Below are 24220 nucleotides of genomic sequence, written 5' to 3' on the forward strand. Positions count from 1 at the left end.
AAAATAATCGAATTTTGAGTAGTACGCCAATACAATTGCAAAATAGTGAATCAAACTCGATCAATCAAATTGATACTGAATATTTTCGGCACTGAAAATATTGTAAATATAACAAAAGCGAGCAATAAAAAAGCCTCACTCTAAAAAGTGAGGCCTTTAAAATTGATTGTGAATCAAATCATCCCTAATCAAATGCTTCTTAATGGCATAATTTAGCTTAACGCATTTTTGCTAAGAATCGACCGAGACGGGTAATCGCTTCACGTAGCTCATTTTCAGCAGGAAGGAATACCACACGGAAATGATCTGGAGTAGGCCAGTTAAAGCCAGTACCTTGAACCAAGAGAACTTTCTCTGCACGAAGTAAATCAAGCATCAGTTTTTCATCATCTTGAATTGGGTAAATATTCGGGTCAAGTTTAGGGAAGCAGTACATTGCACCTTCGGGTTTTACACATGATACCCCGGGAATTTCATTCAGCATTTCCCATGCAATATTACGTTGTTCGTATAAGCGGCCACCCGGACGGATTAAATCATTAATGGATTGATAACCACCCAATGCAGTTTGAATCGCATATTGTGCTTGATGGTTGGCACAAAGACGCATAGACGCCAACATGTCTAAACCTTCAATATAATCGGCTGCACGTGCTTTATTGCCTGTAATTGCCATCCAACCTGAACGATAACCTGCAATACGATAAGCTTTAGATAAACCATTAAATGAAACGCAGAGTTGATCACCTGCAAGTGCTGCCACAGCAACATGCTCAACACCGTCATAAATAATTTTGTCGTAAATTTCATCTGCAAACAAAATCAAATCATATTTTTTAGCCAGATCTACAATTTGTTGTAATACGCGGCGCGGATACACAGAACCTGTGGGGTTGTTTGGGTTAATAATCACAATACCGCGAGTATTTGCTGTGATTTTGCTTTCCATATCCGCTATATCAGGATACCAGTTGTCTTCTTCATCACATTTATAGTGAATCGCAGTCCCGCCCGATAAATTGACCGCAGCAGTCCACAAAGGATAATCAGGCATAGGAATAAGCATCTCATCGCCATCATCAAGCAAACCTTGCATCGCCATAACGATCAGTTCAGAAACGCCATTGCCAATATACACGTCATTGACATGCATATCTAAAATGCCTTTTTGTTGATAGTACTGACAAATCGCTTTACGTGCAGGGAAGATCCCTTTTGAGTCGGTATAACCTATCGCATTGGGGAGGTTTAGAGCAACGTCATTAATAATTTCTTGTGGTGCTTCAAAGCCAAAGGGCGCAGGGTTACCGATATTAAGCTTAATAATTTTGTGACCTGCTTCTTCCATCTCATTGGCCGCTCGCAACACAGGTCCGCGAATGTCGTAGCATACATGCTCGAGCTTAGACGATTTTTTGATTTCGCGTGGGATGTGAGGTGTGTTTGGCATTTTAATGTTCTCGGAAAGAGTGGAGGTCACTTTTGCATAACGATATAAATAGCTTTTAAATGTCTCAGTCGTCACAAGGTCGAGATCGTGATCATCTCGAAGCAAAGCAACTATTTTTTCGTGCGTAAAACCGAGTTGCTGATACTGTTTAATTACAGGAAGCAAATTTTTGAATAATACGCTCTTTTTTTGCGACATTTTTTAATCCTGAGCAAGAATAGACCGTAGATTAGCACTAAATTTGCTCACAAAAAAGTATTTAAATAACAAAATGCTTACTTTTATTTTTCATTTTGCTTTCTTTTTGCTTTTTTGAAATATATATCTTTTGTAAAATCTAAAATAAAGACTAGAAATTTCAATATGAATAACGTAAATATAGGATTATCCTATTTTAAAATATCAAGATAAAAAGGTACGTCATCATGGGAAAACTCAATAAAACTGACAGAGAATGGCAAAGAGAGTTATCACCAGAAGAATTCAGGATTACACGTCAAAAGGGCACAGAGCCTGCATTTACGGGGAAATACTGGAATTCTAAACAAGATGGGACTTATATTTGTCGTTGTTGTGGCGAGGAATTGTTTTCTTCTACGACAAAATATGATAGTGGTTGTGGGTGGCCAAGCTTTTATAAGCCAATCATACCAAGCGCTGTTGAAGAGCATGATGATAACTCGCATGGAATGCACCGCGTCGAAATCATTTGTCATCATTGTGATGCACATTTGGGGCATGTTTTCGAGGATGGGCCAGAACCAACGGGATTGCGTTATTGTATAAACTCAGCATCTTTAGAATTAAAAACACAGAAGAAAAATGACGAGGAAACTTATCCATGACCACCAATATTCATCAATTTGAAGCGGAATTGTTAAATGGGGAAAGTAAGAAATTTTCCGACTACCAAGGAAAGGTACTATTGGTTGTTAACACCGCGAGTAAATGTGGCTTTACACCACAATTTGCTGGTTTAGAAAAATTATATGGAAAATATAAAGACAAAGGATTTGAAATTCTTGGGTTTCCTTGCAACCAATTTGGTGGGCAAGATCCAGGGACAAATGATCAAATTGGTGCTTTTTGTCAAAAAAACTATGGTGTTTCGTTCACGATGTTTTCCAAAGTAAATGTCAAAGGACCTGAAGCGCATGTGGTGTTTCGTTATTTGACCAATAATAGTAAAGGTGTCTTGGGCAGTGGAATTAAATGGAACTTTACCAAGTTCCTTATTGGCAAAGACGGTAAAGTGATTAACCGTTATGCACCTACAACAAAACCTGAAGCATTAGAAGCAGACATTGAAAAAGCGTTAAAAAAATAAATGATAAACAGCATAAAAAATCAGCTAAATTTAGCTGATTTTTTATTTTCTAATGATCGTTTTTAACTATTTTAGATAAACATTTCCCTTCCTTAAACTCGATAAAAACTCTCAAAGAAGGACTGACACCCTGTAATAAAAATTGGTGTAAGAATAAGAATAAATTTGATTAGAATATTTTTTTTCATTGTTTGTTGCTCTTATAATTAGATCTATTACTATAGAAAAACTTCATCCGTAAAACAATCGAATTAACAAAAAGCACGATACACTTTGCGTGATAGATTAAAATTTTAGGGTAATAATGATTTTACTTCTACATGTAAAATATTATCAATTATATATAACTTACTTGATAGCTATATTTACTTCACATCTTTCTATTCGACCTTGATAACTTCAATCTATACCGCAATGTAAAGCCAAGTTTTCTTGGCTTATTTTTTATGTTTGACTGATTATTTTTAACTATTTTTTTACTTTCCTTAAATACATCTGACTCCCTTCGATTTTGGTTTCAAATAACTCAAGCATTTTAATGAGCCCTGATAGCTTTGCGCGACCGTAATTTCGTGCATCAAAATCTGGTTTTACCATACTAATATATTGACCCACTACAGATAAGTTGGCCCATCCATTGTCATCTGAATTATCTTTCACTGCTTTATAAATTAGATGAAGCGTTGCAGGTTCAATTTCGACGTTTGTTTCTTTTTCTGAAGCTTTTTCAGGGGCTTTTTTCAATTCTTGTGCGGTTGTAGTTGTAGTCGTATTTGTATTTATTGCTTTGGATTTTTGGGGTTGAGTATTTTCTTCTTTATGTTCGGTGGGTTTTTCTAGTGTTGTTTTGACCTCTGAAATGGTTTTATCTTCGATTATGAGATTTTCAATATAAATAAATTTATCACAAGCTTTACGAAAGGCTTCAGGTGTTTTCTTACGACCAAATCCATAGACCACTAAGCCACTTTCTCTGATCCGAGAGGCAAGTGGGGTAAAATCACTGTCACTTGAGATAATACAGAATCCATCAAGCGCACCAGCATATAACAAATCCATGGCATCAATAATCATGCCCATATCCGTTGCATCTTTACCCGCGGTATAGGCAAATTGTTGTACGGGGGTGATGGCATTGGGAAGCAAAATATCGCGCCAATTTTTTAAAGTTTCGCTACTCCAGTCGCCGTAGACGCGTTTGACACTGGCGATGCCATATTTTGCCACCTCTTCTAAAATAGGTGCGATTGATGAAACGGATGAGTTATCAGCATCTATAAGCACTGCAAGTTTTTTTGTTTGTATTTCCAATGAAAACCCCAAGGAGTGATGATTATTTCACCATCATATGATTGATTCATTTGGGGATTCAAGTGAAAGATAGGGAAATTATGACCAATGGAATTTCTATTCATAGCCCTTATAAAGCAGCTAAAACACTCACCAAAATAGGTGCAAGTAAGGTTAAGATAAATCCACTGACCATGGCATGTGGAATAAATTCATTCCCACATGCTTGTTTCACCATAGGTAAAGTCACATCCATAGCAGTTGCTCCCGCAGATGCAATTGCTGAACGTGGGTAGCGCCAACCCAGGCTATACATCAAAATAATCGCATATATTTCACGGAATAAATCATTGAGTAGGGCAACACTTCCAAGTTCAGGTGTTTTCAGTTCACTCACCACGATTCCTGACATTGAATAAAAGCCATAACCTTGAGACAACATGATTAAATCTTTTAGGCTGATATTTTCAATGAATACGTATGCGATTAATGCGCCAATGATAGAACCTAAAATGCAGCCTAAAGGCACCAATACAATCTTCCAGTTCATCCATGAGCGCTCGATGGGAGAAAAGGACAAATCCAAACCAATCAAAAACATAAATACCAATAACAAATGCCATGTACTAATGGCATATGGAATTGCAAAATAATTAATCAGTTCAGACAGTACGTAACCAAATGATAAAGCAAGGAAAGCATAGCTGATATTGATGAAGGATTTTAACAGTAAGTCGAATGAAACTTTGCCTTGCGTCGTTTGATAGCCCGCGTATTTAAAAAAGACATAACAACAGCCAAAAGCGCCAAAGGATGTTAAACCCGCAAGGATGAGTGCATTACTTAAAATCAGTTGAGGATTTGCAATGGTGTGCAGGGTTTCAGCAAACTCACAGGCAATTGCAATCAATAACAAATAACTAAAATAAGGTAATACTTTCAAAGCGCCTTGCATAAGCCATAGTGGAAATCTGTGTGCAAATGCATAACCGATGAATAGACACAATAAGAGTTGAAAAATGAGCCAGAGAGAATGCATAAAAAAAGCAGAATAATAAAATTCTGCTTATTATGCCTTTAGTTAATGATAAATTAATGAAATTTACACAGATTAACCTAAAAAGCGATAGTCTGAAGGGTTCACTTTTAAGGTGTTTAGCCAGTATTTCCAAGTATAAGATGGCCAAAGTGCAAAGTTTTTCCCACCATCTTGTTGATACCAACTTACACAACCTGATTGCCAAACTGTGCCTTGAAACTGATCTTGTATCTTTTCATTAAATAGATCTTGAACTTGATCTTTGACTACAACAGCCTGTGTGTGGGTTCGATCGACCGTTTGTATGAGCTGTAAAATATAATTAACTTGTGACTCAATCATGAAGATCACAGAATTATGACCCAATACTGTATTTGGGCCTAACAGTTGGAAAAAATTTGGAAAACCTTTGGTACTCATACCATAGTAACTTTCAGCGCCATCTTTCCAGACTTGTTTGAGTTCCAGACCCTTTTCGCCATAACATTCAAATGATTTGAGGTAAATTCGTGGATCTGTGATAAAACCTGTGCCATAAATCAGGCAATCAATTTTACGATTTTTTCCGTCACGGCTAATGATTGAATCTTCGGTAATCTCCTGAATAGCATCGGTAACTAATTCAACATTTTGTCGGTTAAAAGTAGGAAAGTATTTGTTTGAAACCAATATTCGTTTACAACCCATGGTGTAGTTAGGGGTTAGCTTTTCAGCTACGGCTTTATCTTTAACTTGGTAGCGAATAAAAAGTTCAGCCAACTTTTGCCCGATTTTCATCATTTTGGGTTGTACAATTGGCATTACACGAGATTCGTTTGACCAATACAGGCGTGCGCGATGTAGTTTTCGATACCAATCAAATTTTGCAAAAAGTTTTTTATCTAGATTGCTATATGCACGTTCGTCACGTGGAATAACCCAAGCGGCTGTACGCTGAAAAACGTAAAGTTGATCGACTTCAGGTGCAATTTCAGGAATGTACTGAATTGCGCTACCTCCTGTACCAATTGAGGCGACCTTCTTACCTTGTAGTGCATAGTCATGATTCCAATGTGAAGAATGGAAAACTTCACCTTTAAATTTTTCAATACCTTTAATTTTTGGAATTTGAGGAATATGTAAAGGGCCATTTGCGAAAATTACAAATTGAGCTTCAAGCTGATCTTGCCCATTTAATACTAAATGCCATCGACAATTTTGCTCATCATAACGAGCTGAACTAAGTTCTTGATTAAATTTGATATATTTTTTTAAATCGTAGTCTTTTATAACGCTTTGAATGTAAGAAAAAATTTCAGGTGCTTCAGCATATCTTTTACTCCAATCCGATTTTGGAACGTAAGATAATGAATACATATGAGATTGCACATCACATGCAGCACCAGGGTACTGATTTTCACGCCAAGTACCGCCTACATCATTGGCCTTTTCAATGATGACAAAATCATGAATATTTGCTTGTAAAAGACGAATGGCAGTTGCAATTCCACCAAAACCAGCGCCAATAATTGCAATTTTAACTTTCTGATTTAATGTTGAATTTTTGACTGCGTCTTGCATTTTTTTAATTTCCGTATTGTTGATATGACACATCATAGTGTTTTTTTTTAACTTCTAATATGGTGATAGCGACCTTTACTTTTGATATTTTCGGCAATATCCATCTTTTACTAAATCATGTACAAATGTCAGTTCAGAAAAATTAGGCAATTGTATTTGATCTATTTTTTTGTCTATTGGGATTTAATCTGCTCATTAGAACAGATTCATCCTATGTATTGATAATTTGTAGCATCTTGAATATATGCAATAAATGTGATCAATACATGTTCGATTTTTTGACACTTAAATCGGTATCAGTACAGATTAAATTATTTGAAATATAAAACTTTTGGCGGTTGTAAATCGTACTTATCTAAGAAAATGCTCAGAATAAGCTTTGGGCATTAAATGCTGTTTATAAACAGATAAAGTATATGAAATTTGCGTTTTATTTCACATAAACAATTGTTTATCATGACCTTGGTCATTAAAAAATGTTGCAAATGAATGCTGGAATCATTTCCATTGCACATGAATCTGTGCTGAAATACATGTCTTCTATGAAGATGTTAGTCCAAAGTTTTATTTAAAAAATACCGAAATTCGATATACTTTCTTCAGCCTTAAAATAGTAAACGACTTATATGTTAGACCAAAACCTTACACACAGTACTAGTTTTACTGTTCAGTCTCCCTCGGAACGTTATGCAAAAGCAATTTCATCGGGTCAGTTTATGCCAGATGATGCCCAAGCCCAGGCTGTACATGAGCTTAATCGTACTTGGGAAGAGCTAATACATCGTTATAAATCTTCTAAAAAAGCGTTTCGTCGTTTTCGCCGTCAAACAGCACCTAAGGGCGTTTACATGTGGGGTGGTGTAGGTCGTGGTAAAACATGGTTGATGGATCAATTTTATGATGCTTTGCCATTTCGCCGAAAGACACGATTGCATTTCCATCATTTTATGCAATTTGTTCATAAAGAATTAAATCGTAACTCTGGTCAACAAAATCCACTCGATATTGTGGCAGATCAGATTTATAAAGATGCCGTAGTAATTTGTTTTGACGAGTTCTTTGTCTCGAATGTCACTGATGCCATGATTTTGAGTGATTTATTTCAGAAGCTCTTTCAGCGTGGTATTACCTTGGTTGCAACTTCAAACATTGCACCAGATGGGCTATATAAAAACGGTATTCATCGTGATCGTTTCTTACCTGCTATTGAAATGGTGAAGAAAAATTGTGTGGTTCTAAATGTAGATGCAGGGGTAGATTATCGTTTACGTGTTTTAAAACAGGCACAACTGTTTAAATCACCATTAACCCACGATCATCAAATCTGGATCGCAAAGCGTTTTAGTGCTTTGACACAGTCACAAACAGTCAGTGATGAACCCATTATTATCAATAAACGGATTGTGGAAACACTTGGACATACTGAAGATGTGTTGTGGTGTGAGTTTTCAGAATTGTGTATGAAACCTCGTAGTCCAGCAGACTTTATTGAAATTGCCAATATTTATAATACAGTTTTGGTGAGCAATGTTCCTGATCTCAATGACTTTTTGTCTGAAGGTACACGTCGATTTATCTATTTAGTCGATGAGTTTTATGATCGTGGTGTGAAATTACTCCTCACTTCACAGGCCAGTATTATTGAATTGTATAGTGGTGAGAAATTGGCTTTTGAAATTGAGCGTACCCGTTCACGATTACTAGAAATGCAGTCAGATGATTACCTTCAATCTGCACATCGTCATCTGGATGCGGTTGAGTCTGCTTAAACTTTTCATGATTCAAAAAGCACTTCTCTTGAAGTGCTTTTTTTTGCTTAAATATTCTTGTCTTGTCTTGTCTTGTCTTGTCTTGTCTTGTCTTGACTTGTCTTGTCTTGTCTTGTCTTGCTCAAATTTTTACTTAGATCAGCGCAATAAAAGATATTATTTGAATTGATATAAACTTTGTTGCTAAACATTTTAATAAAGAAAATCATTGCACTTGTATCAATTTATTTACAGTTCTGAACTTAAGTCTAATGTCGGAGAGTGTTAAATTTAAATACAGTAAAGACTGATTCTAAAAGTTGAAATAAATCATATCTCTATTGTCTGTAATATTCATCATTTAGTCTGGTGTACTAAATAAAAAATGATCATTATTTAGCAATGTGATATTACTATTCAGCTTGGTATAAATAGGTATACTAAGGGTCTCTTGTATAAAAAGTAGCAATGATCAGGAAAGACAATGACTGCACGTATTCAAAAAGGCAAGTTAGCGATTGCTAAAGAACTTTACGATTTCATCGAAAATGAAGCATTACCAGGTACTGGTTTAGACAGTGAAACATACTGGAAAAATTTTGAACAAGTCGTTGTCGATCTTAGCCCTAAGAACAAAGCTTTATTGGCTAAGCGTGATGACATTCAAGCTAAAATTGATGAATGGCACCGCAACAACACATTTGAATTGGGAGCTTACAAAGCTTTCCTGACAGAAATTGGCTACTTGCTACCAGAAGTAGAAGATTTTCAAATTACCACTGAAAATGTAGATGAAGAAATTGCATTATTGGCAGGTGCACAATTGGTTGTGCCAGTACGTAATGCACGTTACTGCTTAAACGCTGCTAATGCACGTTGGGGCTCACTCTATGATGCACTTTACGGCTTCGATGTTATCTCTGAAGAAGGTGGTGCAGAGAAAGGTAAAGGCTATAACCCTGTTCGTGGTGACAAAGTTATTGCATTTGCAAAGAATTTCTTAAATGAAACTTTCCCATTGGCAAATGGTTCACATGCTGATGCGACTCAATATGTCGTTGAAGGCAATAAGCTTGTTGTAACTTTAAAAGATGGTTCTAAAACTTCTTTAGCTAAAGAAGCTCAATTCGTTGGTTTCAATGGTGAAGCTTCAGCTCCTACAGAAATTGTATTATTGAACAATGGTCTGCACGTAATCATTGAGATTGACGCAACCAGTCCTATTGGTAAAACTGATGCGGCTGGCGTAAAAGACTTAGTTCTTGAAGCTGCGGTAACGACTATCCAAGATTTAGAAGACTCGATTGCAGCAGTTGATGCTGAAGAAAAAGTTGAAGGCTACCGTAACTGGTTAGGTTTAATGAAAGGAACTTTGGAAGAGAAAATTGAGAAAAACGGTAAGACCGTTACTCGTTCTTTAAACAAAGACCGTACGCATAAAAACTTAATTGGTGGCGAGACTAAACTTCATGGTCGTTCATTGATGCTCCTTCGTAATGTAGGTCATTTGATGACAAACCCTGCGATTCTTGTTGATGGTCAGGAAATCTATGAAGGCATCATGGATGCTTTGATCACACCATTGTTGTCTTTTGCAGACATTAAAGGTCAAAACGAAAACAAGAACTCTCGCAAAGGTTCAATGTATATTGTTAAACCTAAAATGCATGGTCCTGAAGAAGTGGCTTTTGCAGTAGAGTTATTTGAACGTGCTGAGCAAGCGCTTGGCTTACCTGCAAAAACTTTAAAAATCGGGATTATGGATGAAGAACGTCGTACATCTGTGAACTTGAAAAACTGTATTGCTCAAGCGAAAGATCGTACCATCTTCATCAATACAGGTTTCATGGACCGTACAGGTGATGAAATTCATACATTCATGGAAGCTGGACCATTCGTACGTAAAGGCGAAGTGAAGTCTCAAATTTGGTTCCCAGCGTATGAAAACCGTAATGTGATGATCGGTCTTCAAACAGGTTTACGTGGTAAAGCGCAAATCGGTAAAGGCATGTGGCCAAAACCAGACATGCTTCTAGACATGTATAAAACAAAAATTGAACACCCTGAAGCAGGTGCAAGCTGTGCTTGGGTTCCATCACCATCTGGTGCTGTCATTCATGCGATTCATTACCATCAATGTAATGTATCTGAACGCCAAAAAGAGTTACTCAATACTCCAGCATTACCGCTTGATGATTTGTTAACACCACCTTTAGCGACAGATACTAACTGGACTGAAGAAGAAAAGACCAAAGAACTTGAAAATAACCTTCAAGGTATCCTGGGTTATGTGGTTCGTTGGGTCGATTTAGGTGTGGGTTGTTCTAAGGTTCCAGACATCAACAACGTTGGTTTGATGGAAGACCGTGCAACGCTACGTATTTCGTCTCAACACGTTGCAAACTGGTTGCGTCACGGTGTTGTGTCTAAAGCGCAAGTGGAAGAGGTATTCCAACGCATGGCTAAAATCGTGGATGAACAAAATGCTAACGATCCTGCGTATACGCCAATGGCACCTGGTTTTGATGGTTATGCATATAAAGCTGCTTATGATTTAGTCTTTAAAGGTGCAGAACAACCATCAGGTTATACAGAGCCTTTATTGCATGCTTATCGTTTAAAATTAAAAGGTTATACAGGTGACTAAATCACCTAAAGTATAGTTTTTTAGTAAAAAGAAGCCTCTAAGGAGGCTTTTTTTACATCTGGCGTTTTGACAAAATATCGATAAATAATAAGAAAAAGAATCATAAAAAGATAAAATAGTTAACTAATTTCAATCATTTTGTTACATGACAGCTGTTATTATTAAGTTTTAGTTTATTTTAGCTGTTGTGCTTATGTCACAAATCTTAAAACTAGATGCTTTAAAGCAAGCACCTGTTCATCAATCTCCTTATCCATATTTTGTTGTAGAAAATGCAATTTTAGACAATGAAGTGAAATCGGTTATTCAGGATTTTCCATCGATTAAGCAAGGCGGTAGCTTTAATCTTGAAGATGTTGAAATCAAACCAAATTTCGATCGCCTTTTAAAATCAATTGATACGCCAGAATTCCGAAAAATTTTAACCGAAAAATTTGATGTAGATGTTATGGAACATCCAATGATGATTACATTGCGTGGTCATTCACGTCAAAAAGACGGACGTATTCATACCGATTCTAAAAGTAAGTTATTAACCATCTTAATCTATTTAAATGAATCATGGGACCATGAAACAGGTCGTTTACGTATACTTAATAATCAACATGATATGAATGATTACGTGGTAGAAATCAACTCTGGACCTGGTGATCTAGTGGCGTTTAAAGTCACTGAAAATGGTTGGCATGGGTATATTCCATATGAAGGTCAACGTCAGTCGATTCAAATTAATTTCTTAACCAGTGATAAAGCCAATGCCAAACATCGTTTTGTACATGGTTTAAGTGCGAAATTCAAAAAACTTTTTGGTTAATGATGTAGATGTTGACTATAGATATCAGTAGATCCATATAAGATTTAAATGATTGTCTAGATCATCAGTTAAAACCTTGAATCACGAGCGTGGGATTCAAGTTAAAAAGCCTCCTTTGGGGGCTTTTTTGTTTTTATTTGTTCTTTCAATAAGTCTGTGCACATAAATTTAGGCTGAAAGACTAGAAGCACAGTGAAAATCGAATTACATTGAATGTAGACATGATGAAGGATGCAATAGGATGAGTGCTTATCAATTTTTAAATGAGTTGTATATATCGGGTAAGTGGACAGTCGGTTCATCGTCACATGTAATCAATGATATCAATCCTTTTAATCAAGACCATATTCTTACATTGAATTCAGCCAATCAAGATGATGTTGATTTGGCGTATCAGGCTGCGGCAGATGCTTTTAAAGTATGGGCAAATTCTGCAGCTCAATCACGTGTTGAATGTATTGAGCGCGTGATTCAGATCATCACTGCTAGACGAGAAGAAATGATTGATTTACTGATCAGTGAATCTGGTAGTACGCGGTTAAAAGCCAATATCGAGGTCGATGCTGTTTTAGCCATTTCAAAAGAAGCAGCGACATTTCCACATCGATTAATACCTGAAATGCTTGAATCTAAAAACCCGCATCGCAAAAGTTGGGTCTATAAACAGGCCTTAGGTGTCATCGCGGTGATTAGCCCATGGAATTTTCCATTTCATTTGAGTATGAGATCGGTTGTAACAGCAATTGCAATTGGAAACACTGTGGTTCTAAAGCCTGCAAGTGATACTCCAATCACAGGTGGTTTGTTGTTGGCCAAGCTATTTGCTGAAGCAGGCTTGCCTGAAGGTGTATTGAATGTGGTGACAGGTGCTGGTGGTGAAATTGGTGATTATTTTGTACAGCATCCAGTGCCTAAAATGATTTCATTTACGGGATCAACTGAGGTCGGTAAAAGAGTGGGCGAATTGGCTGTTGGCGGTCAACATTTAAAACGAGTGGCTTTGGAATTGGGGGGGAATGCACCTTTGGTGGTTTTAGATGATGCAGATCTGGATTTGGCTGTAGAACTTACAGTTATGGGGCGTTTTCTGCATCAAGGGCAAATTTGTATGAGCACCAACCGTGTCATTGTAGATGCTCAGATTTATGATGAATTTGTCAATAAACTGAAAGTGCGTGTTCAAGGAATCGCCTATGGTGATCCAAATTCCGCACAAACTTTAATTGGTCCTATCATCAATCAAGACCAAGTACACAGAATTGAACAACTCATTCAAACAGCCAAAAATGATGGAAGTCAGTTGCTGTATGGTGGTGAAATTCATGGCAACGTCGTTCCTCCGCATATTTTTATTGATGTAGATCCTCAATCATCATTGGCACAACAAGAGACTTTTGGACCTGTACTTCCTATCATTAAAGCAAATGATGAAGCACATGCCTTAGCACTCGCAAATGACACTGAATTTGGTTTAGCCAGTGCGGTTTGTACATCAAATCGAGAACGAGGGCTACAGTTCGCTTTAGCAGTAGATGCAGGTATGACGCACATCAATGCAATCAGTGTTGCTGATGATCCAACAGCGCCTTTTGGAGGAGAAAAAAATTCAGGCCTAGGACGTTTCAATGGGCAGTGGATTTTAGATGAATTTAGTCGCACGCATTGGATTAGCGTAAATGACTAATGTGAATGGATTGAAGTAAATATTGAAGTAAATAGAGGGGGATAATCATGTGCGCAAATTATAAACCAATCACACTGCAACAGATCGCAGAGCTGGGTTTGCCTGAAATTCCATTTGCGTATCCTGAAGAAGTTTTTCCTCTTTTTTTGACGCCACTCTTATTCGAAAGTGAGCAAGGGTTAGAATGGCGATTGGTTAATTTCGGATTGGTACCCAAATGGGCGACAGATTTGGACATAGCTAAACGCACGTATAATGCACGAAATGAAACACTGCATGAAAAAAGAAGTTTTCATGAGGCTTTAGAAAAATTCAAGTTCGGTGTGATACCTGTGACTGAATTTTATGAAGCAAAATATGTACGTGGAAAAGCGCAACGTTGGGGGGTAAGACGTAAAGATGGTAAAGCCTTTTATATTGCAGCGTTATATGAAATTACTAAAATTCAGGATCAAGTTATTCGATCAGCAACAATGCTGACTATGAATGCAATAGATCATGAAATGATGAAAGAATTCCATGAGCCGGGTGATGTCAAACGATCAGTTATTATTATTCCAGATTATCGTTTATTAGAGTGGTTAAGTTTAAAAAGTGTAGACATTCAAACTTTTGTCCAAGGGTTCCCAGTAAATGAGTTTGAATGTTTTTATTGCCCCAAAACAAAACTATCGAAAGACTCACCCCAACTTAATATTTTCGATTCCTTATAATATTGTTGATCTATTATTATAATTGATAAGGAATTAGTGCGATAAATTTTTGAAAATATGTTTGAGTGATTCCATCATTTTTTCAATTTGAAGTGGTGTCAAACCATCAAACGATTGTTCTAAAACAACGGTCATTAGATCATTAATTTTAACTGTCATATCTTTACCCGCTTGGGTTAAGACAACACGAGTAATACGTGCATCGTTTTCACAAGAATAGGTATCTACAAGACCTTCTTCTTTTAAACGATAAACGATTTTCGTCGTGGTCGACATTTTAGAAACAATCATTTCTGATAAATCTGAAACACTTGCATCAGGTTTAGCATTTAAGGCCAACAAAATGCGTCGTCTTGAATTATCGACTCCGTATTTTTTAAGTACATGATCTACGTTTAAAACATATTGCGAATGTACTTGAGTCACCCAAAAAAAAGGAAAGTTTTCCAAGTTAGAATTATCTACGGAAGGTAGAAATTTTGTATACTTTTTTGACATTGGATTGTCCTTAAATTTTTTTTTTATATAAATTGATCGGATTGATTCAGGTCTATGATAGTAGATATTTAATACAATAATCAACATGTGATCAATAACTTAATGCGTAAAATGTAGATAAATTAACCAATATGTGTAAAGTTTTTTGATTAAAAAATGAACATATTAATTGATTAGTAATATAGTTTTAGCTATATTATTTCGTCTGAAAACCGCAGTACATATACAAAAAATAATTGCCTTTTCGTTTAATTTATGATCTTATTTACGATCAAAAAAATTATTTAAAAAAACTTCATTTTTTTGAAAAAAAATTTAATTTAATACCTTATTTGTTGCGCTGATGATTAAATCTCTTGGATTTAAGATATGAAGGTGAGTGTTGCAATCTTTAGCACAAGTACAAATTATTCAGATTTCGACATAAATTTAATATGTGGGTATTGTTTTGTCATATTGGCATCACTTTGTTTGGTGTTTAGTACAAAGGAATGCAAATTCGGTATCTAGACCTATATTCCTCGGTCAATACTCAGGTTATATTAATTAATTTTTGTGGTTTTAGGTTGGCAATTTATTTTAAAAATACTGTCATTTAAGTCATAGGGAAAAGCATAAGACATTTAGATTTAATTCATAATCCATATCTTAAATATAAATCCTGATCGCATTTGTTTTGGCGAATGAACAATGAAGATTATGAATTGTATATTAATTGTAAGTTTTTGTTAAATATGGATTTTTATAGATGGATTAATTTAACTAAACTTGATTCATCATTTAACTGAAAATCATTTGATCAATCCTTTAAAAAATGTGCATAATTATAGTCACTATTTTTGAAAAGGTATCTTATATGGACCCATCGCCGAGTTGGTTAAACGCTTTAATGATTATATATGCGTTTGAGGGGGCCAAATAATGGAGTTTTTATTAGATCCTGGGATTTGGGTTGGCCTACTTACACTGATTGTGCTTGAGATTGTTCTCGGTATTGATAATCTCGTCTTTATTGCTATTTTGGCAGATAAACTTCCTCCAGAACAACGAGATAAAGCTCGTGTCATTGGTCTATCACTCGCATTGGTTATGCGTTTGGGGCTTCTTTCAGTTATTTCTTGGTTAGTCACTTTAACCAAACCGATCATACATTTATGGGATTTAAGTTTTTCTGGTCGTGATCTGATTTTACTTTTCGGTGGATTATTTTTGGTCTATAAAGCCGTGACCGAATTACACGAAAAAATGGAAGGCAAACCAGAGCTTAAAAGTTCAGGAAGTATTGCTTATGCAAGTTTCTGGGCGGTCGTGGCTCAAATTATTGTACTGGATGCCGTATTTTCACTAGATTCAGTGATTACCGCAGTGGGTATGGTAGATAACATCTATGTCATGATGGCCGCTGTAACAATTGCGGTGATTGTGATGCTTATTGCTTCGAAACCGCTTACCGCATTTGTAAATCGACACCCAACTGTTGTTATTCTATGTTTGAGTTTCTTGCTCCTCATCGGAGTTAGCCTAATTGCTGAAGGCTTTGGTTTCCATATTCCTAAAGGTTATATTTATTCTGGTATTGCAGTTGCAATCTTAATTGAAGCATTTAATCAATTTTCATCACGTAATAAAGCAAAAGAAGAGGCGAAAATTCCATTACGTCATCGTACAGCTGATTCGATTTTAAAATTAATGGGCAGTAAGCTCAATGCAGATGTTCAGAATGACCCTGATATTGCAGAAGCACAGCGTACTTTTGGTGATGAAGAACGTTATATGGTCGGCGGGGTATTATCGCTTGCTGAACGTCCTGTAGCGTCCATCATGACACCAAGAAGTCAAATTTCTTGGGTTAACTTAGATGATGATGCTGAATCGATTCGTGAGCAAGTGCTTTCTGTACCGCACAGTTTATTTCCAGTATGTCGTGGGCAACTGGATAAGGTTATAACCATTTTACGTGCGAAAGAACTGATTGATGTTCTGGATGATGCTGAAGAATTAAAAGCATTGCTAAAACGCAATCGACCCATATTTATCTATGAAAAGATGAAGGTAATCGATGCAATCAATACCTTGCGATCTTCAAAAGGTTCATTGGTTTTAGTGACCAATGAATATGGCAATGTTCAAGGTTTGATTTCACCACTCGATGTTTTTGAAGCAATCGCGGGCGAGTTTCCAGATGCAGATGAGCAACTTGAGCTACAAAAAATAGATGAAACCACTTGGAAAGCCACGGGGATGCTGGATCTTTATCAGCTTGAACTTGAGCTCGAAATGATGGATTTGATTGAAGATGATAGCGATTACTTTAGTGTTGCAGGGCTAATCTTAGATAAAACGCAAGGTGATGTCACTGTTGGTACCATCATTGAACATCAGGGGATTCACTTTGAAGTCCTTGAGATGGATCAAACACGGATTAAATTTGTGAAAATTACCTTGCCACAAAGTGCTTAGTTCAAGAAATTAAATTTTAATGTTTTAAGTGAAAAAAGCCTCAGTACCTGAGGCTTTTTTTATTGGCTTTTATTATTTGTAGTAAGGGGCTATGGAATAAGTGCTGCAGCTAAAACAGGCCATAGATTTTGGTGAGATTTTTTAAACATGTTCATATGCCCAATCGTTTGATGATGAAATTTCGATGGTACCAGTTCAATCATTTTGGTCTGTGCATTTGGATATAATCGGATCAAATCTTTTACATTGGCTTCAGTGGCAATTTCATCATCAGATGACCAGAGCACAGTGATGGGGATGCGAATCTCTTGGTGATAATCTTCAAATATAGTCTTACCTAAGGCGTTGAAAATATAGCCTGGACGACTGCAAAATTGCGCCCATTGTTTGGCAACATTTTTAGGTAAATCTTCACCCATACCAATAAATTTTGTTGTGCCATATCCTTTGATGATACGTGAAATCGGGAAGATCACATTAAACATGACAGGGGCAAGAAATTTGGTTTTACCTTTTAAACCCTTCACATGACCGGTTGAACCTGAAACCGCCACCAGATTTTTGACTTTATTATAATTCGGCACAATTCCGAGCAATTGACCACCAGCACTATGTCCAAGTAAATTGACGTGCGTTGCACCTGTTTTTTCAAGCAATGCATCGATAGCTGCGGGAATATCTAATTGTCCCCAGTCTTGAATGCTGGCATCTGAGTCTTTAAGTTTTCCATGTAAGGATGCACCAATGCCACGGAAATCAAAGACTAATACGGCAAAGCCTTGCTCTGCTAACCATGTGGCAAAACTATGGTAAAACCATTTGGTGACACCAGTGGCAGGGCAAATTAACACTGGGGTCATTTTTTTTGGCCCTTGTTGTGGATAGAAACGAGCACTTAAGGGGTATTGATCTGCACAAGTCAAAACAAGATCTTCAAATAATTCCATACTCTTTTTGGTCGTGTATCCTAATGTTGGTGTTAATTTACACATTTTCGCTGATGATCAGCGCTTTAAAGCTGACTTAGAAGTCATAAGGAAATCGAGCTTTTTTAAAAAACCAAATGTTAAAGATGTAATCTCATGTATTTAACATGCTTAACTTGTATCAACAGTACAAAATCATTTACATCCAAAGTTTTAAATAGATTGAAATGCTGTAAGCGCAAAGTTGGATAGCAAGAATACTAGGGTTCAAAAACTGAAAATTAGGTAACTGTTAATTCAGCAGCTGGAAATTTAATAACTGCAAATTAAGTAACTGCAAATTCAGTAACTGGGAATTAAAACACTTTAAAATAAATTCAATAACAAGGACGTATGTCGAGGATTGCTATGCTTGAGCTTTATCAATTTGATTTATCAGTTAAAATTGCTTTACTTTTTAGTGGCATTTATTTGTATGTTGGCATGTTAACTGGGGTCTGGAAGTATTATCAAATCGCACATTCTGAACAAGCACGTGCGCATTACTATGTCGATATCGCGCATCGCAGTAGCTTACTTTATGCACCCGCAACACTCATTTTAGCTGTTTTGGCGCATTTTTCTGTGTGGAATGAATGGGTTAATTTCTGGTGTGTCATCATTAATATTGTCTTTTTTTCATTTTCTATCATAAGTTATATCCTGCATGGGATATTGAAAGACACTAGCAATCAATTTAAAGAGCCACATCAAATTGGCACATGGACTCTGCCTCGTATTTGTATGCGTTTAGCGATGCTATCACTGATATTTGCTGAATTGGCAGGGACGGGGCTTCTATTGCTTGGTTTAGCGTTGAATCTTATGCCTTGAAAAATGTCGTTAAAGTTTGCTAATGATGGTTGGTATAGTTAATTTCAGTTCATTGTATATCTAGATATAATTTGATCGACTTGAATTTGAATGTTGAACGTTAAAAATAAGGCTTATTCAAAGTGTTTAGCACAATGGATTTTATAACGAAATTAGAAGGGATATTTGAGGGTAGGATTGCTTAAACTGAAGGCTTTTGATTTTTTAAGTGGTTAATTTTTAATTTTAATTATTATTTTTCATTTTAAAGATGGATGACGAGTCATCCATCTTTTAACTATTTTCTGAATCTTGATCAATGATCGATACGTTGCGGTATTTATAGTCAATAAATGCCCAAACATAAAATGCCATAGAGACAATGACGGCATACATAAAGAATTGTGGTTTCAAGTTACCTTGGATTGTGCCTTGTAATAATAATGTGAGCATCAAAGCAATGGTTGTACTTAGAAATACAATTGTATTGTTGTTGGCCTTCAAGGTGCTAATGAAGACTTGCTTGTTGAAATGTATTGGTGACATCTCCATCCCTCCTGTTGACGATAAAACTAAACCGAATAATTTAGTCAGATTTATATTTATAGTTGTACAGGTCTTTGCAAAAGATTTCAAGGGAAAATACTACCATTATGTAAATTAATTATGACAGTTTTATGACAGTTTGTCATATTTCTACATTTTTTGCAGTTTTTCGATTGAATTTGACAACTGAGTAAATATAAAAGTTAAAATAAGTATGTGTTTTTTTAATACATTCATTTTATAAATGAGACTATAACATCAAATTTATGAGAATGAATAGACATAATTGACCACATCACATGTAAATATAAGCAATTTTTTTGCCAAATAAGAAAAATATGAAATCAAAAAATAATATGATGAATTCATTCATAAAATTTAGAAAATAACGGCAAGATCTAAAAATTATATTGTGCAACATGTGTTATGGGCTGGCGATTATAGTGGAATTGCTACATGACAGTGCAAAATAAATGTTACAAATTGAAAAAGCGACGCAAAGCGCATCAAGTTGAGATAAGAAAAGGGGGAAGTAAATTATAAAATTGAGTAATGATTTGAAATATGGAACTCAAGATAAAGTTGCAATCAATAAGCGTCATTTGGGTAAAACAATCATTTATTGAATATCGGGCTAATCAGTTTGGGTAAAACTTAATTAGTGCAACTTTAATGAATCAGGAGCTTTAAGCAGATTTCTTTGTTTTATCTAATGCAAAACATAAAATAAATACGATAAAAGAAGGAATGAGCCACGCTAAGTTTTGTGAACTTAGAGGTAAGTGATTAATCACATCTGGTAAGAAATGATCAAATCCAGCGACTTTCATACCGTCAAATATACCGAATAGAAATGCTACAGCTGTCACCGGTGCAACAACACGTGAGGGATGATTGAAATATTTCCAAAGGAAACATAATAAAATCACGACAATTGCAGGTGGATAAATTGCGCTCAATACAGGTACAGAGAAAGCGATCAATTTTGTCAAACCTAAGTTTGAAATAATGAATGCGAAACCGACTAAAATAAATACCCATTTTTTATAGGTAATTTTAGTGATTTGAGAAAAGTATTCAGCACAAGCACAGGTTAGACCAATGGCAGTAACCATACATGCAATAAAGATCATCGCGCCTAAGAAGATTGAACCTGAGTCACCAAAAGCATGTTGTACATAAGCGTGTAAAATAATTGCGCCATTTGCTGCATTGGGTGCAACTTCATGGCTACCTAAACCGAGCTTAAATAAACTGAGATAAACTAAGGTTAGACCAACACCTGAAATCAGGCTGGCGATGACTGCGTATTTAGTCACCAGTTTTTTATCCGTCACACCACGAGAGTGGATTGCATGGACGATAACAATACCGAAAACTAAAGCGCCTAAGGTATCCATGGTCAAATAACCATTGACGAAACCTTCAGAGATAGGCGAGTTTACATAGTTATCGATTGCAGGTGGAATATAACCTGAAGGAATCAACACTGCAGCAATGCCGAGTACAATCAGTGACAAAATCTTTAAGGGTGCAAGAAAATGTCCAATTGTATCGAGTAATTTGTTTGGATATAAAGAAACAACAGTTACTAGAGCAAAATAAATTGCACTATAGATCAATAAGCTAGACCCTGAAGTTCCAAAATAAGAAGAGAAACCAATTTCATAAGAAACAGTTGCTGTTCGTGGTGTTGCAAATAAAGGTCCTACAGCTAAATAGCACGCGACAGTTAAAATCAAACTTGCGATTTTACCTAAAGGTGAACTTAAATTTTGAATAGAACCTTCAACACGCGACAAAGCAATAATGGTAATGACAGGCAGACCCACTGCGGTCACTAAGAAACCTAACGCAGCTAACCATACATGTTCACCCGCTTGCTGAGCCACAATCGGAGGGAAAATAATATTGCCCGCACCAATAAATAGTGCAAAGGTCATAAAACCTAAGGCAATAATATCCCGTGTACGTAAATTCGTCATGGTGGGAGATGGTTCGAACAAAAAAAGCGATTTTAGTAGAAAAACACTGAATTTTGGAGTTTATTTTATACTGAATATGAGTTTTATTTATATTGATTTGCAATTTTTGAATAAACATTCAATAAATAGTTAATTTATATAATTGAATCATTTATGAAAAATAAAAATATAGTTTTATTATTGAAAATACTTATCCATTTAATTGAAAAAAACATAATCCTATATTGGATTTCAAGTGTCTAATATTTCGACAAATCTCCCAAATTATTTTAGCAAATGATTTGGATCAAACATTCATTCATGAAATAAATTATTATAAGTATTATAATTCTATTTAATTTATTAGAGATCGTGGCAATGAAAGCACGCAATATCACAATTAAAACTGAACAAGATCTTGAAAATTTGAGAATTTCAGGGCGTTTGGCTGCTGAAGTTTTATCGATGATAGGTGCCTATGTTAAACCAGGTGTCACGACCGAATATTTAGATGATATTTGTCATGATTTTATTGTGAATGAGCTAAAAGTGATTCCAGCCAATATTGGTTATTATGGCTATACCAAAACCACCTGTATTTCTAAAAATGAAGTGGTTTGTCATGGAATTCCATCTGACAAAATCGTGCTTGAAGATGGCGATATTATCAATATTGACGTTGCAATTATTAAAGATGGATATTTTGGTGATACCAGCCGCATGTATTATGTAGGTGAGGTAAAACCAGCTGCAAAAAAACTCGTTGATACCACCTATGAAGCAATGGTTGCAGGTATTCATGCCGTTAAACCTGGTGCAACATTGGGTGATGTTGGCTTTGCCATTCAATCGGTTGCGCACCGTGAGGGTTATAGCATTGTGCGTGAATACTGTGGTCACGGCATAGGTAAGATTTATCATGAACAGCCCAATGTTTTGCACTACGGACAACCAGGTCAGGGCATTGTGTTGAAAAAAGGCATGGTGTTTACCATTGAACCGATGGTGAATGCTGGACGCTCATCTGTGAAAGAGTTAAGAGATGGTTGGACAGTCGTGACTTCAGACAAATCATTGTCTGCACAATGGGAACATATGGTTGCCGTGACTGATGATGGCTTTGAATTATTAACACCTTGGCCAGAAGGTACGGGTGAATATCCAGCGATCTAATTTTAGATCATTAAGATGTATAAAAAAGCTCATTCATTTGAATGAGCTTTTTTATTAAATTTTTTGAACAAGTTATAGGCTTCATGTTGATTGATGATCATCATTACAATAATGAAGAGTACGACTATTCATGGGTTTTAGATTTAGATTTGACTTTAAAAATAAGATAAACCGCAAACCCAAACAATAAACCCCAAAATGCTGATCCTATTCCAAAAAATTGCACGCCTGATGCGCTAAATAAAAAAGTCATCAAAGCTGCTTCTCGCTCATGAGTTTGGGAAAAAGCTTGAGCAATGTTGTGTCCAATGGTGGCAAATAAAGCAATGCCAGCCAAAGCGATCATAAACACAGTGGGAAACGACATCAAAAAAGTGGTCAGCGTGGTAGCAAATAGCCCTGTTAAAATATAAAAAAATCCGCTGCTGATACCTGCAATATAACGCTTTTTAGGATCAGGATGGACTTGATCATCTAAACTTACCGCGGCACTGATTGCGGCAATATTGGTTGAGAATGCACCAAAAGGTGCAAGTAAAGTTTGAGCAACACCCGTCCAGCCAATGAGATATTTTACATGTGGGGTATAGCCATAACTTTTGATCATGGCGATACCTGGTAAATATTGCGAAGCCATATTAATCAGGAAAAGCGGCAAGGCTAAGCCCAGTATAGCTGACCATGTAAATGTGGGTTGCATCCAAACAGGTTGTGTTAAATGGAAATCCAATTGTGGAATATTCCAAACCATGAAATAAGGACAAATCACAAAACCCGCTAACAATGTAATGACAATGCAATAACGTTGTGCAACTTTTCTAGTAATAATATACACAGAAAGCAAAATCAGGATAAATGCCCATTCATGATTCAACTGCGCAAAAACTGCAATACCAAATTTAAGTAACACGCCAGCCAACATTGCGCTGGTTAAACTTTGAGGGATGTATTTGAGTAGTTTTTCAAATACCCCAAGAAACCCTAAAATGGCAGTGAGTAAACCACAGATCAGAAATGCGCCAATCGCTTCATATAAAGTATAACCACTGCCTGTGGCAATTATGAGCGCAAGACCCGCAGTCGACCATGAGGTTGCGACAGGATATTTAAACCAAGCAGACAGTAATAAACCTGAAACTCCAATGCCAAGTCCTAAAGCCCAAAACCACGAACTGATTTGATCGGGATGTGCACCTAATATTTGAGCAGCTTGTATCACCAGTACCGAAGAGACGCTAATACCAATCAGAAAAGTGATAAAACCTGCGAACACCGCAGGTATAGAAAAATCTTTTATAATATTGTGCATGGTTTGTCTTAAGAATATGAGAATGGTTGTATAAATTTTCATTGATCATACGCTGTTCATGCAGGCTCTGAAAGTCTGATAAATGTACAGATGACTGTGAAAAGTATGGTTGGCAAATCATGATTGAACAGCTACGTATGTAAGCACTTTTACAAGCGTTATTCCACATCTTAATTTGATTCATATTCACTTAGTTTGTGTTCAGTGTTCAGTGTTTTGT

General features: G+C 36.2%; 19 protein-coding genes. 10 read left to right on the top strand and 9 right to left on the bottom strand.

Annotation, left to right across the window (positions count from 1 at the left end; genetic code table 11):
* Window positions 1–217 precede the first annotated feature (217 nt).
* Window positions 218–1648 carry a pyridoxal phosphate-dependent aminotransferase gene (locus tag G8E00_RS06810; protein ID WP_166222993.1) on the bottom strand — a complete coding sequence of 477 codons (1431 nt, stop codon included), beginning with the start codon at window positions 1646–1648 and terminating at the stop codon, window positions 218–220.
* Between the two features lie 227 nt (window positions 1649–1875).
* On the opposite strand from G8E00_RS06810, the gene msrB reads away from it, so the two are divergent.
* Together msrB and G8E00_RS06820 are read left to right on the top strand one after the other, a co-directional pair.
* Window positions 1876–2295 carry a peptide-methionine (R)-S-oxide reductase MsrB gene (gene msrB, locus G8E00_RS06815; protein WP_166222996.1) on the top strand — a complete coding sequence of 140 codons (420 nt, stop codon included), beginning with the start codon at window positions 1876–1878 and terminating at the stop codon, window positions 2293–2295.
* A complete protein-coding gene (locus G8E00_RS06820; protein WP_166011957.1) occupies window positions 2292–2777 on the top strand; it encodes a glutathione peroxidase in 486 nt (161 codons plus the stop codon). The genes msrB and G8E00_RS06820 overlap by 4 nt, the downstream gene beginning before the upstream one ends.
* 468 nt (window positions 2778–3245) lie before the next feature.
* Here the strand turns inward: G8E00_RS06820 and G8E00_RS06825 are convergent, their stop codons facing one another.
* From G8E00_RS06825 to G8E00_RS06835, 3 genes are all read right to left on the bottom strand, one after another.
* Entirely contained in the window at window positions 3246–4088 is an 843-nt protein-coding gene (locus G8E00_RS06825; RefSeq protein WP_166222999.1) for an NYN domain-containing protein, read from the bottom strand.
* Window positions 4089–4197: 109 nt separating this feature from the next.
* Window positions 4198–5106 (bottom strand): lysine exporter LysO family protein, encoded by a 909-nt coding sequence (locus G8E00_RS06830; protein ID WP_166223002.1) that lies wholly within the window; start codon window positions 5104–5106, stop codon window positions 4198–4200.
* 72 nt (window positions 5107–5178) lie between these two features.
* The gene (locus G8E00_RS06835) at window positions 5179–6666 is read right to left on the bottom strand and encodes a flavin-containing monooxygenase (RefSeq protein WP_166223005.1); all 1488 of its coding nucleotides are present in this window, start codon (window positions 6664–6666) and stop codon (window positions 5179–5181) included.
* 626 nt (window positions 6667–7292) lie between these two features.
* On the opposite strand from G8E00_RS06835, the gene zapE reads away from it, so the two are divergent.
* The 5 genes from zapE to G8E00_RS06860 all read left to right on the top strand — a co-directional run bounded on the left by zapE (window position 7293) and on the right by G8E00_RS06860 (window position 14272).
* Window positions 7293–8435: a cell division protein ZapE gene (zapE, locus tag G8E00_RS06840; protein WP_166011961.1), complete on the top strand. Its 1143-nt coding sequence runs from the start codon at window positions 7293–7295 to the stop codon at window positions 8433–8435.
* A 463-nt stretch (window positions 8436–8898) separates the two neighbouring features.
* Window positions 8899–11061 carry a malate synthase G gene (locus G8E00_RS06845; RefSeq protein WP_166011962.1) on the top strand — a complete coding sequence of 721 codons (2163 nt, stop codon included), beginning with the start codon at window positions 8899–8901 and terminating at the stop codon, window positions 11059–11061.
* A 193-nt stretch (window positions 11062–11254) separates the two neighbouring features.
* Window positions 11255–11875 carry a 2OG-Fe(II) oxygenase family protein gene (locus tag G8E00_RS06850; protein ID WP_166223008.1) on the top strand — a complete coding sequence of 207 codons (621 nt, stop codon included), beginning with the start codon at window positions 11255–11257 and terminating at the stop codon, window positions 11873–11875.
* Between the two features lie 241 nt (window positions 11876–12116).
* Window positions 12117–13559, top strand: coding sequence for an aldehyde dehydrogenase family protein (locus G8E00_RS06855; RefSeq protein WP_166223011.1), 1443 nt, complete (start codon window positions 12117–12119; stop codon window positions 13557–13559).
* 47 nt (window positions 13560–13606) lie between these two features.
* Window positions 13607–14272, top strand: coding sequence for an SOS response-associated peptidase family protein (locus G8E00_RS06860; RefSeq protein ID WP_166011965.1), 666 nt, complete (start codon window positions 13607–13609; stop codon window positions 14270–14272).
* Between the two features lie 33 nt (window positions 14273–14305).
* Here the strand turns inward: G8E00_RS06860 and G8E00_RS06865 are convergent, their stop codons facing one another.
* Entirely contained in the window at window positions 14306–14770 is a 465-nt protein-coding gene (locus tag G8E00_RS06865) for a MarR family winged helix-turn-helix transcriptional regulator (RefSeq protein ID WP_166011966.1), read from the bottom strand.
* A 921-nt stretch (window positions 14771–15691) separates the two neighbouring features.
* Here G8E00_RS06865 and G8E00_RS06870 point away from each other — a divergent pair.
* Window positions 15692–17230: a TerC family protein gene (locus G8E00_RS06870; RefSeq protein WP_166223014.1), complete on the top strand. Its 1539-nt coding sequence runs from the start codon at window positions 15692–15694 to the stop codon at window positions 17228–17230.
* Between the two features lie 89 nt (window positions 17231–17319).
* Here G8E00_RS06870 and G8E00_RS06875 read toward each other — a convergent pair whose 3' ends face one another.
* A complete protein-coding gene (locus G8E00_RS06875; RefSeq protein WP_166223017.1) occupies window positions 17320–18177 on the bottom strand; it encodes an alpha/beta hydrolase family protein in 858 nt (285 codons plus the stop codon).
* 372 nt (window positions 18178–18549) lie between these two features.
* On the opposite strand from G8E00_RS06875, the gene G8E00_RS06880 reads away from it, so the two are divergent.
* A complete protein-coding gene (locus G8E00_RS06880; RefSeq protein WP_227591406.1) occupies window positions 18550–19029 on the top strand; it encodes a hypothetical protein in 480 nt (159 codons plus the stop codon).
* Between the two features lie 273 nt (window positions 19030–19302).
* Here G8E00_RS06880 and G8E00_RS06885 read toward each other — a convergent pair whose 3' ends face one another.
* Window positions 19303–19554, bottom strand: coding sequence for a hypothetical protein (locus G8E00_RS06885; protein WP_166011969.1), 252 nt, complete (start codon window positions 19552–19554; stop codon window positions 19303–19305).
* 686 nt (window positions 19555–20240) lie between these two features.
* Window positions 20241–21539 (bottom strand): branched-chain amino acid transport system II carrier protein, encoded by a 1299-nt coding sequence (brnQ, locus tag G8E00_RS06890; protein WP_166223020.1) that lies wholly within the window; start codon window positions 21537–21539, stop codon window positions 20241–20243.
* Window positions 21540–21896: 357 nt separating this feature from the next.
* On the opposite strand from brnQ, the gene map reads away from it, so the two are divergent.
* Window positions 21897–22691: a type I methionyl aminopeptidase gene (gene map / locus G8E00_RS06895; RefSeq protein ID WP_166223023.1), complete on the top strand. Its 795-nt coding sequence runs from the start codon at window positions 21897–21899 to the stop codon at window positions 22689–22691.
* A 124-nt stretch (window positions 22692–22815) separates the two neighbouring features.
* Here map and G8E00_RS06900 read toward each other — a convergent pair whose 3' ends face one another.
* Entirely contained in the window at window positions 22816–24042 is a 1227-nt protein-coding gene (locus tag G8E00_RS06900) for a benzoate/H(+) symporter BenE family transporter (RefSeq protein WP_166223026.1), read from the bottom strand.
* Between the last annotated feature and the right edge of the window lie 178 nt (window positions 24043–24220).

This window comes from Acinetobacter shaoyimingii (assembly GCF_011578045.1).
Lineage (GTDB): Bacteria > Pseudomonadota > Gammaproteobacteria > Pseudomonadales > Moraxellaceae > Acinetobacter > Acinetobacter shaoyimingii.

What these genes read in the sequence shown, in the direction of transcription:
- G8E00_RS06810 (WP_166222993.1), bottom strand. Translation starts at nt 1,648, where the DNA reads ATGTCGCAAAAAAAGAGCGTATTATTCAAAAATTTGCTTCCTGTAATT.
- msrB (WP_166222996.1), top strand. Translation starts at nt 1,876, where the DNA reads ATGGGAAAACTCAATAAAACTGACAGAGAATGGCAAAGAGAGTTATCA.
- G8E00_RS06820 (WP_166011957.1), top strand. Translation starts at nt 2,292, where the DNA reads ATGACCACCAATATTCATCAATTTGAAGCGGAATTGTTAAATGGGGAA.
- G8E00_RS06830 (WP_166223002.1), bottom strand. Translation starts at nt 5,106, where the DNA reads ATGCATTCTCTCTGGCTCATTTTTCAACTCTTATTGTGTCTATTCATC.
- G8E00_RS06835 (WP_166223005.1), bottom strand. Translation starts at nt 6,666, where the DNA reads ATGCAAGACGCAGTCAAAAATTCAACATTAAATCAGAAAGTTAAAATT.
- zapE (WP_166011961.1), top strand. Translation starts at nt 7,293, where the DNA reads ATGTTAGACCAAAACCTTACACACAGTACTAGTTTTACTGTTCAGTCT.
- G8E00_RS06845 (WP_166011962.1), top strand. Translation starts at nt 8,899, where the DNA reads ATGACTGCACGTATTCAAAAAGGCAAGTTAGCGATTGCTAAAGAACTT.
- G8E00_RS06850 (WP_166223008.1), top strand. Translation starts at nt 11,255, where the DNA reads ATGTCACAAATCTTAAAACTAGATGCTTTAAAGCAAGCACCTGTTCAT.
- G8E00_RS06855 (WP_166223011.1), top strand. Translation starts at nt 12,117, where the DNA reads ATGAGTGCTTATCAATTTTTAAATGAGTTGTATATATCGGGTAAGTGG.
- G8E00_RS06860 (WP_166011965.1), top strand. Translation starts at nt 13,607, where the DNA reads ATGTGCGCAAATTATAAACCAATCACACTGCAACAGATCGCAGAGCTG.
- G8E00_RS06865 (WP_166011966.1), bottom strand. Translation starts at nt 14,770, where the DNA reads ATGTCAAAAAAGTATACAAAATTTCTACCTTCCGTAGATAATTCTAAC.
- G8E00_RS06870 (WP_166223014.1), top strand. Translation starts at nt 15,692, where the DNA reads ATGGAGTTTTTATTAGATCCTGGGATTTGGGTTGGCCTACTTACACTG.
- G8E00_RS06875 (WP_166223017.1), bottom strand. Translation starts at nt 18,177, where the DNA reads ATGGAATTATTTGAAGATCTTGTTTTGACTTGTGCAGATCAATACCCC.
- G8E00_RS06880 (WP_227591406.1), top strand. Translation starts at nt 18,550, where the DNA reads ATGTCGAGGATTGCTATGCTTGAGCTTTATCAATTTGATTTATCAGTT.
- G8E00_RS06885 (WP_166011969.1), bottom strand. Translation starts at nt 19,554, where the DNA reads ATGTCACCAATACATTTCAACAAGCAAGTCTTCATTAGCACCTTGAAG.
- brnQ (WP_166223020.1), bottom strand. Translation starts at nt 21,539, where the DNA reads ATGACGAATTTACGTACACGGGATATTATTGCCTTAGGTTTTATGACC.
- map (WP_166223023.1), top strand. Translation starts at nt 21,897, where the DNA reads ATGAAAGCACGCAATATCACAATTAAAACTGAACAAGATCTTGAAAAT.
- G8E00_RS06900 (WP_166223026.1), bottom strand. Translation starts at nt 24,042, where the DNA reads ATGAAAATTTATACAACCATTCTCATATTCTTAAGACAAACCATGCAC.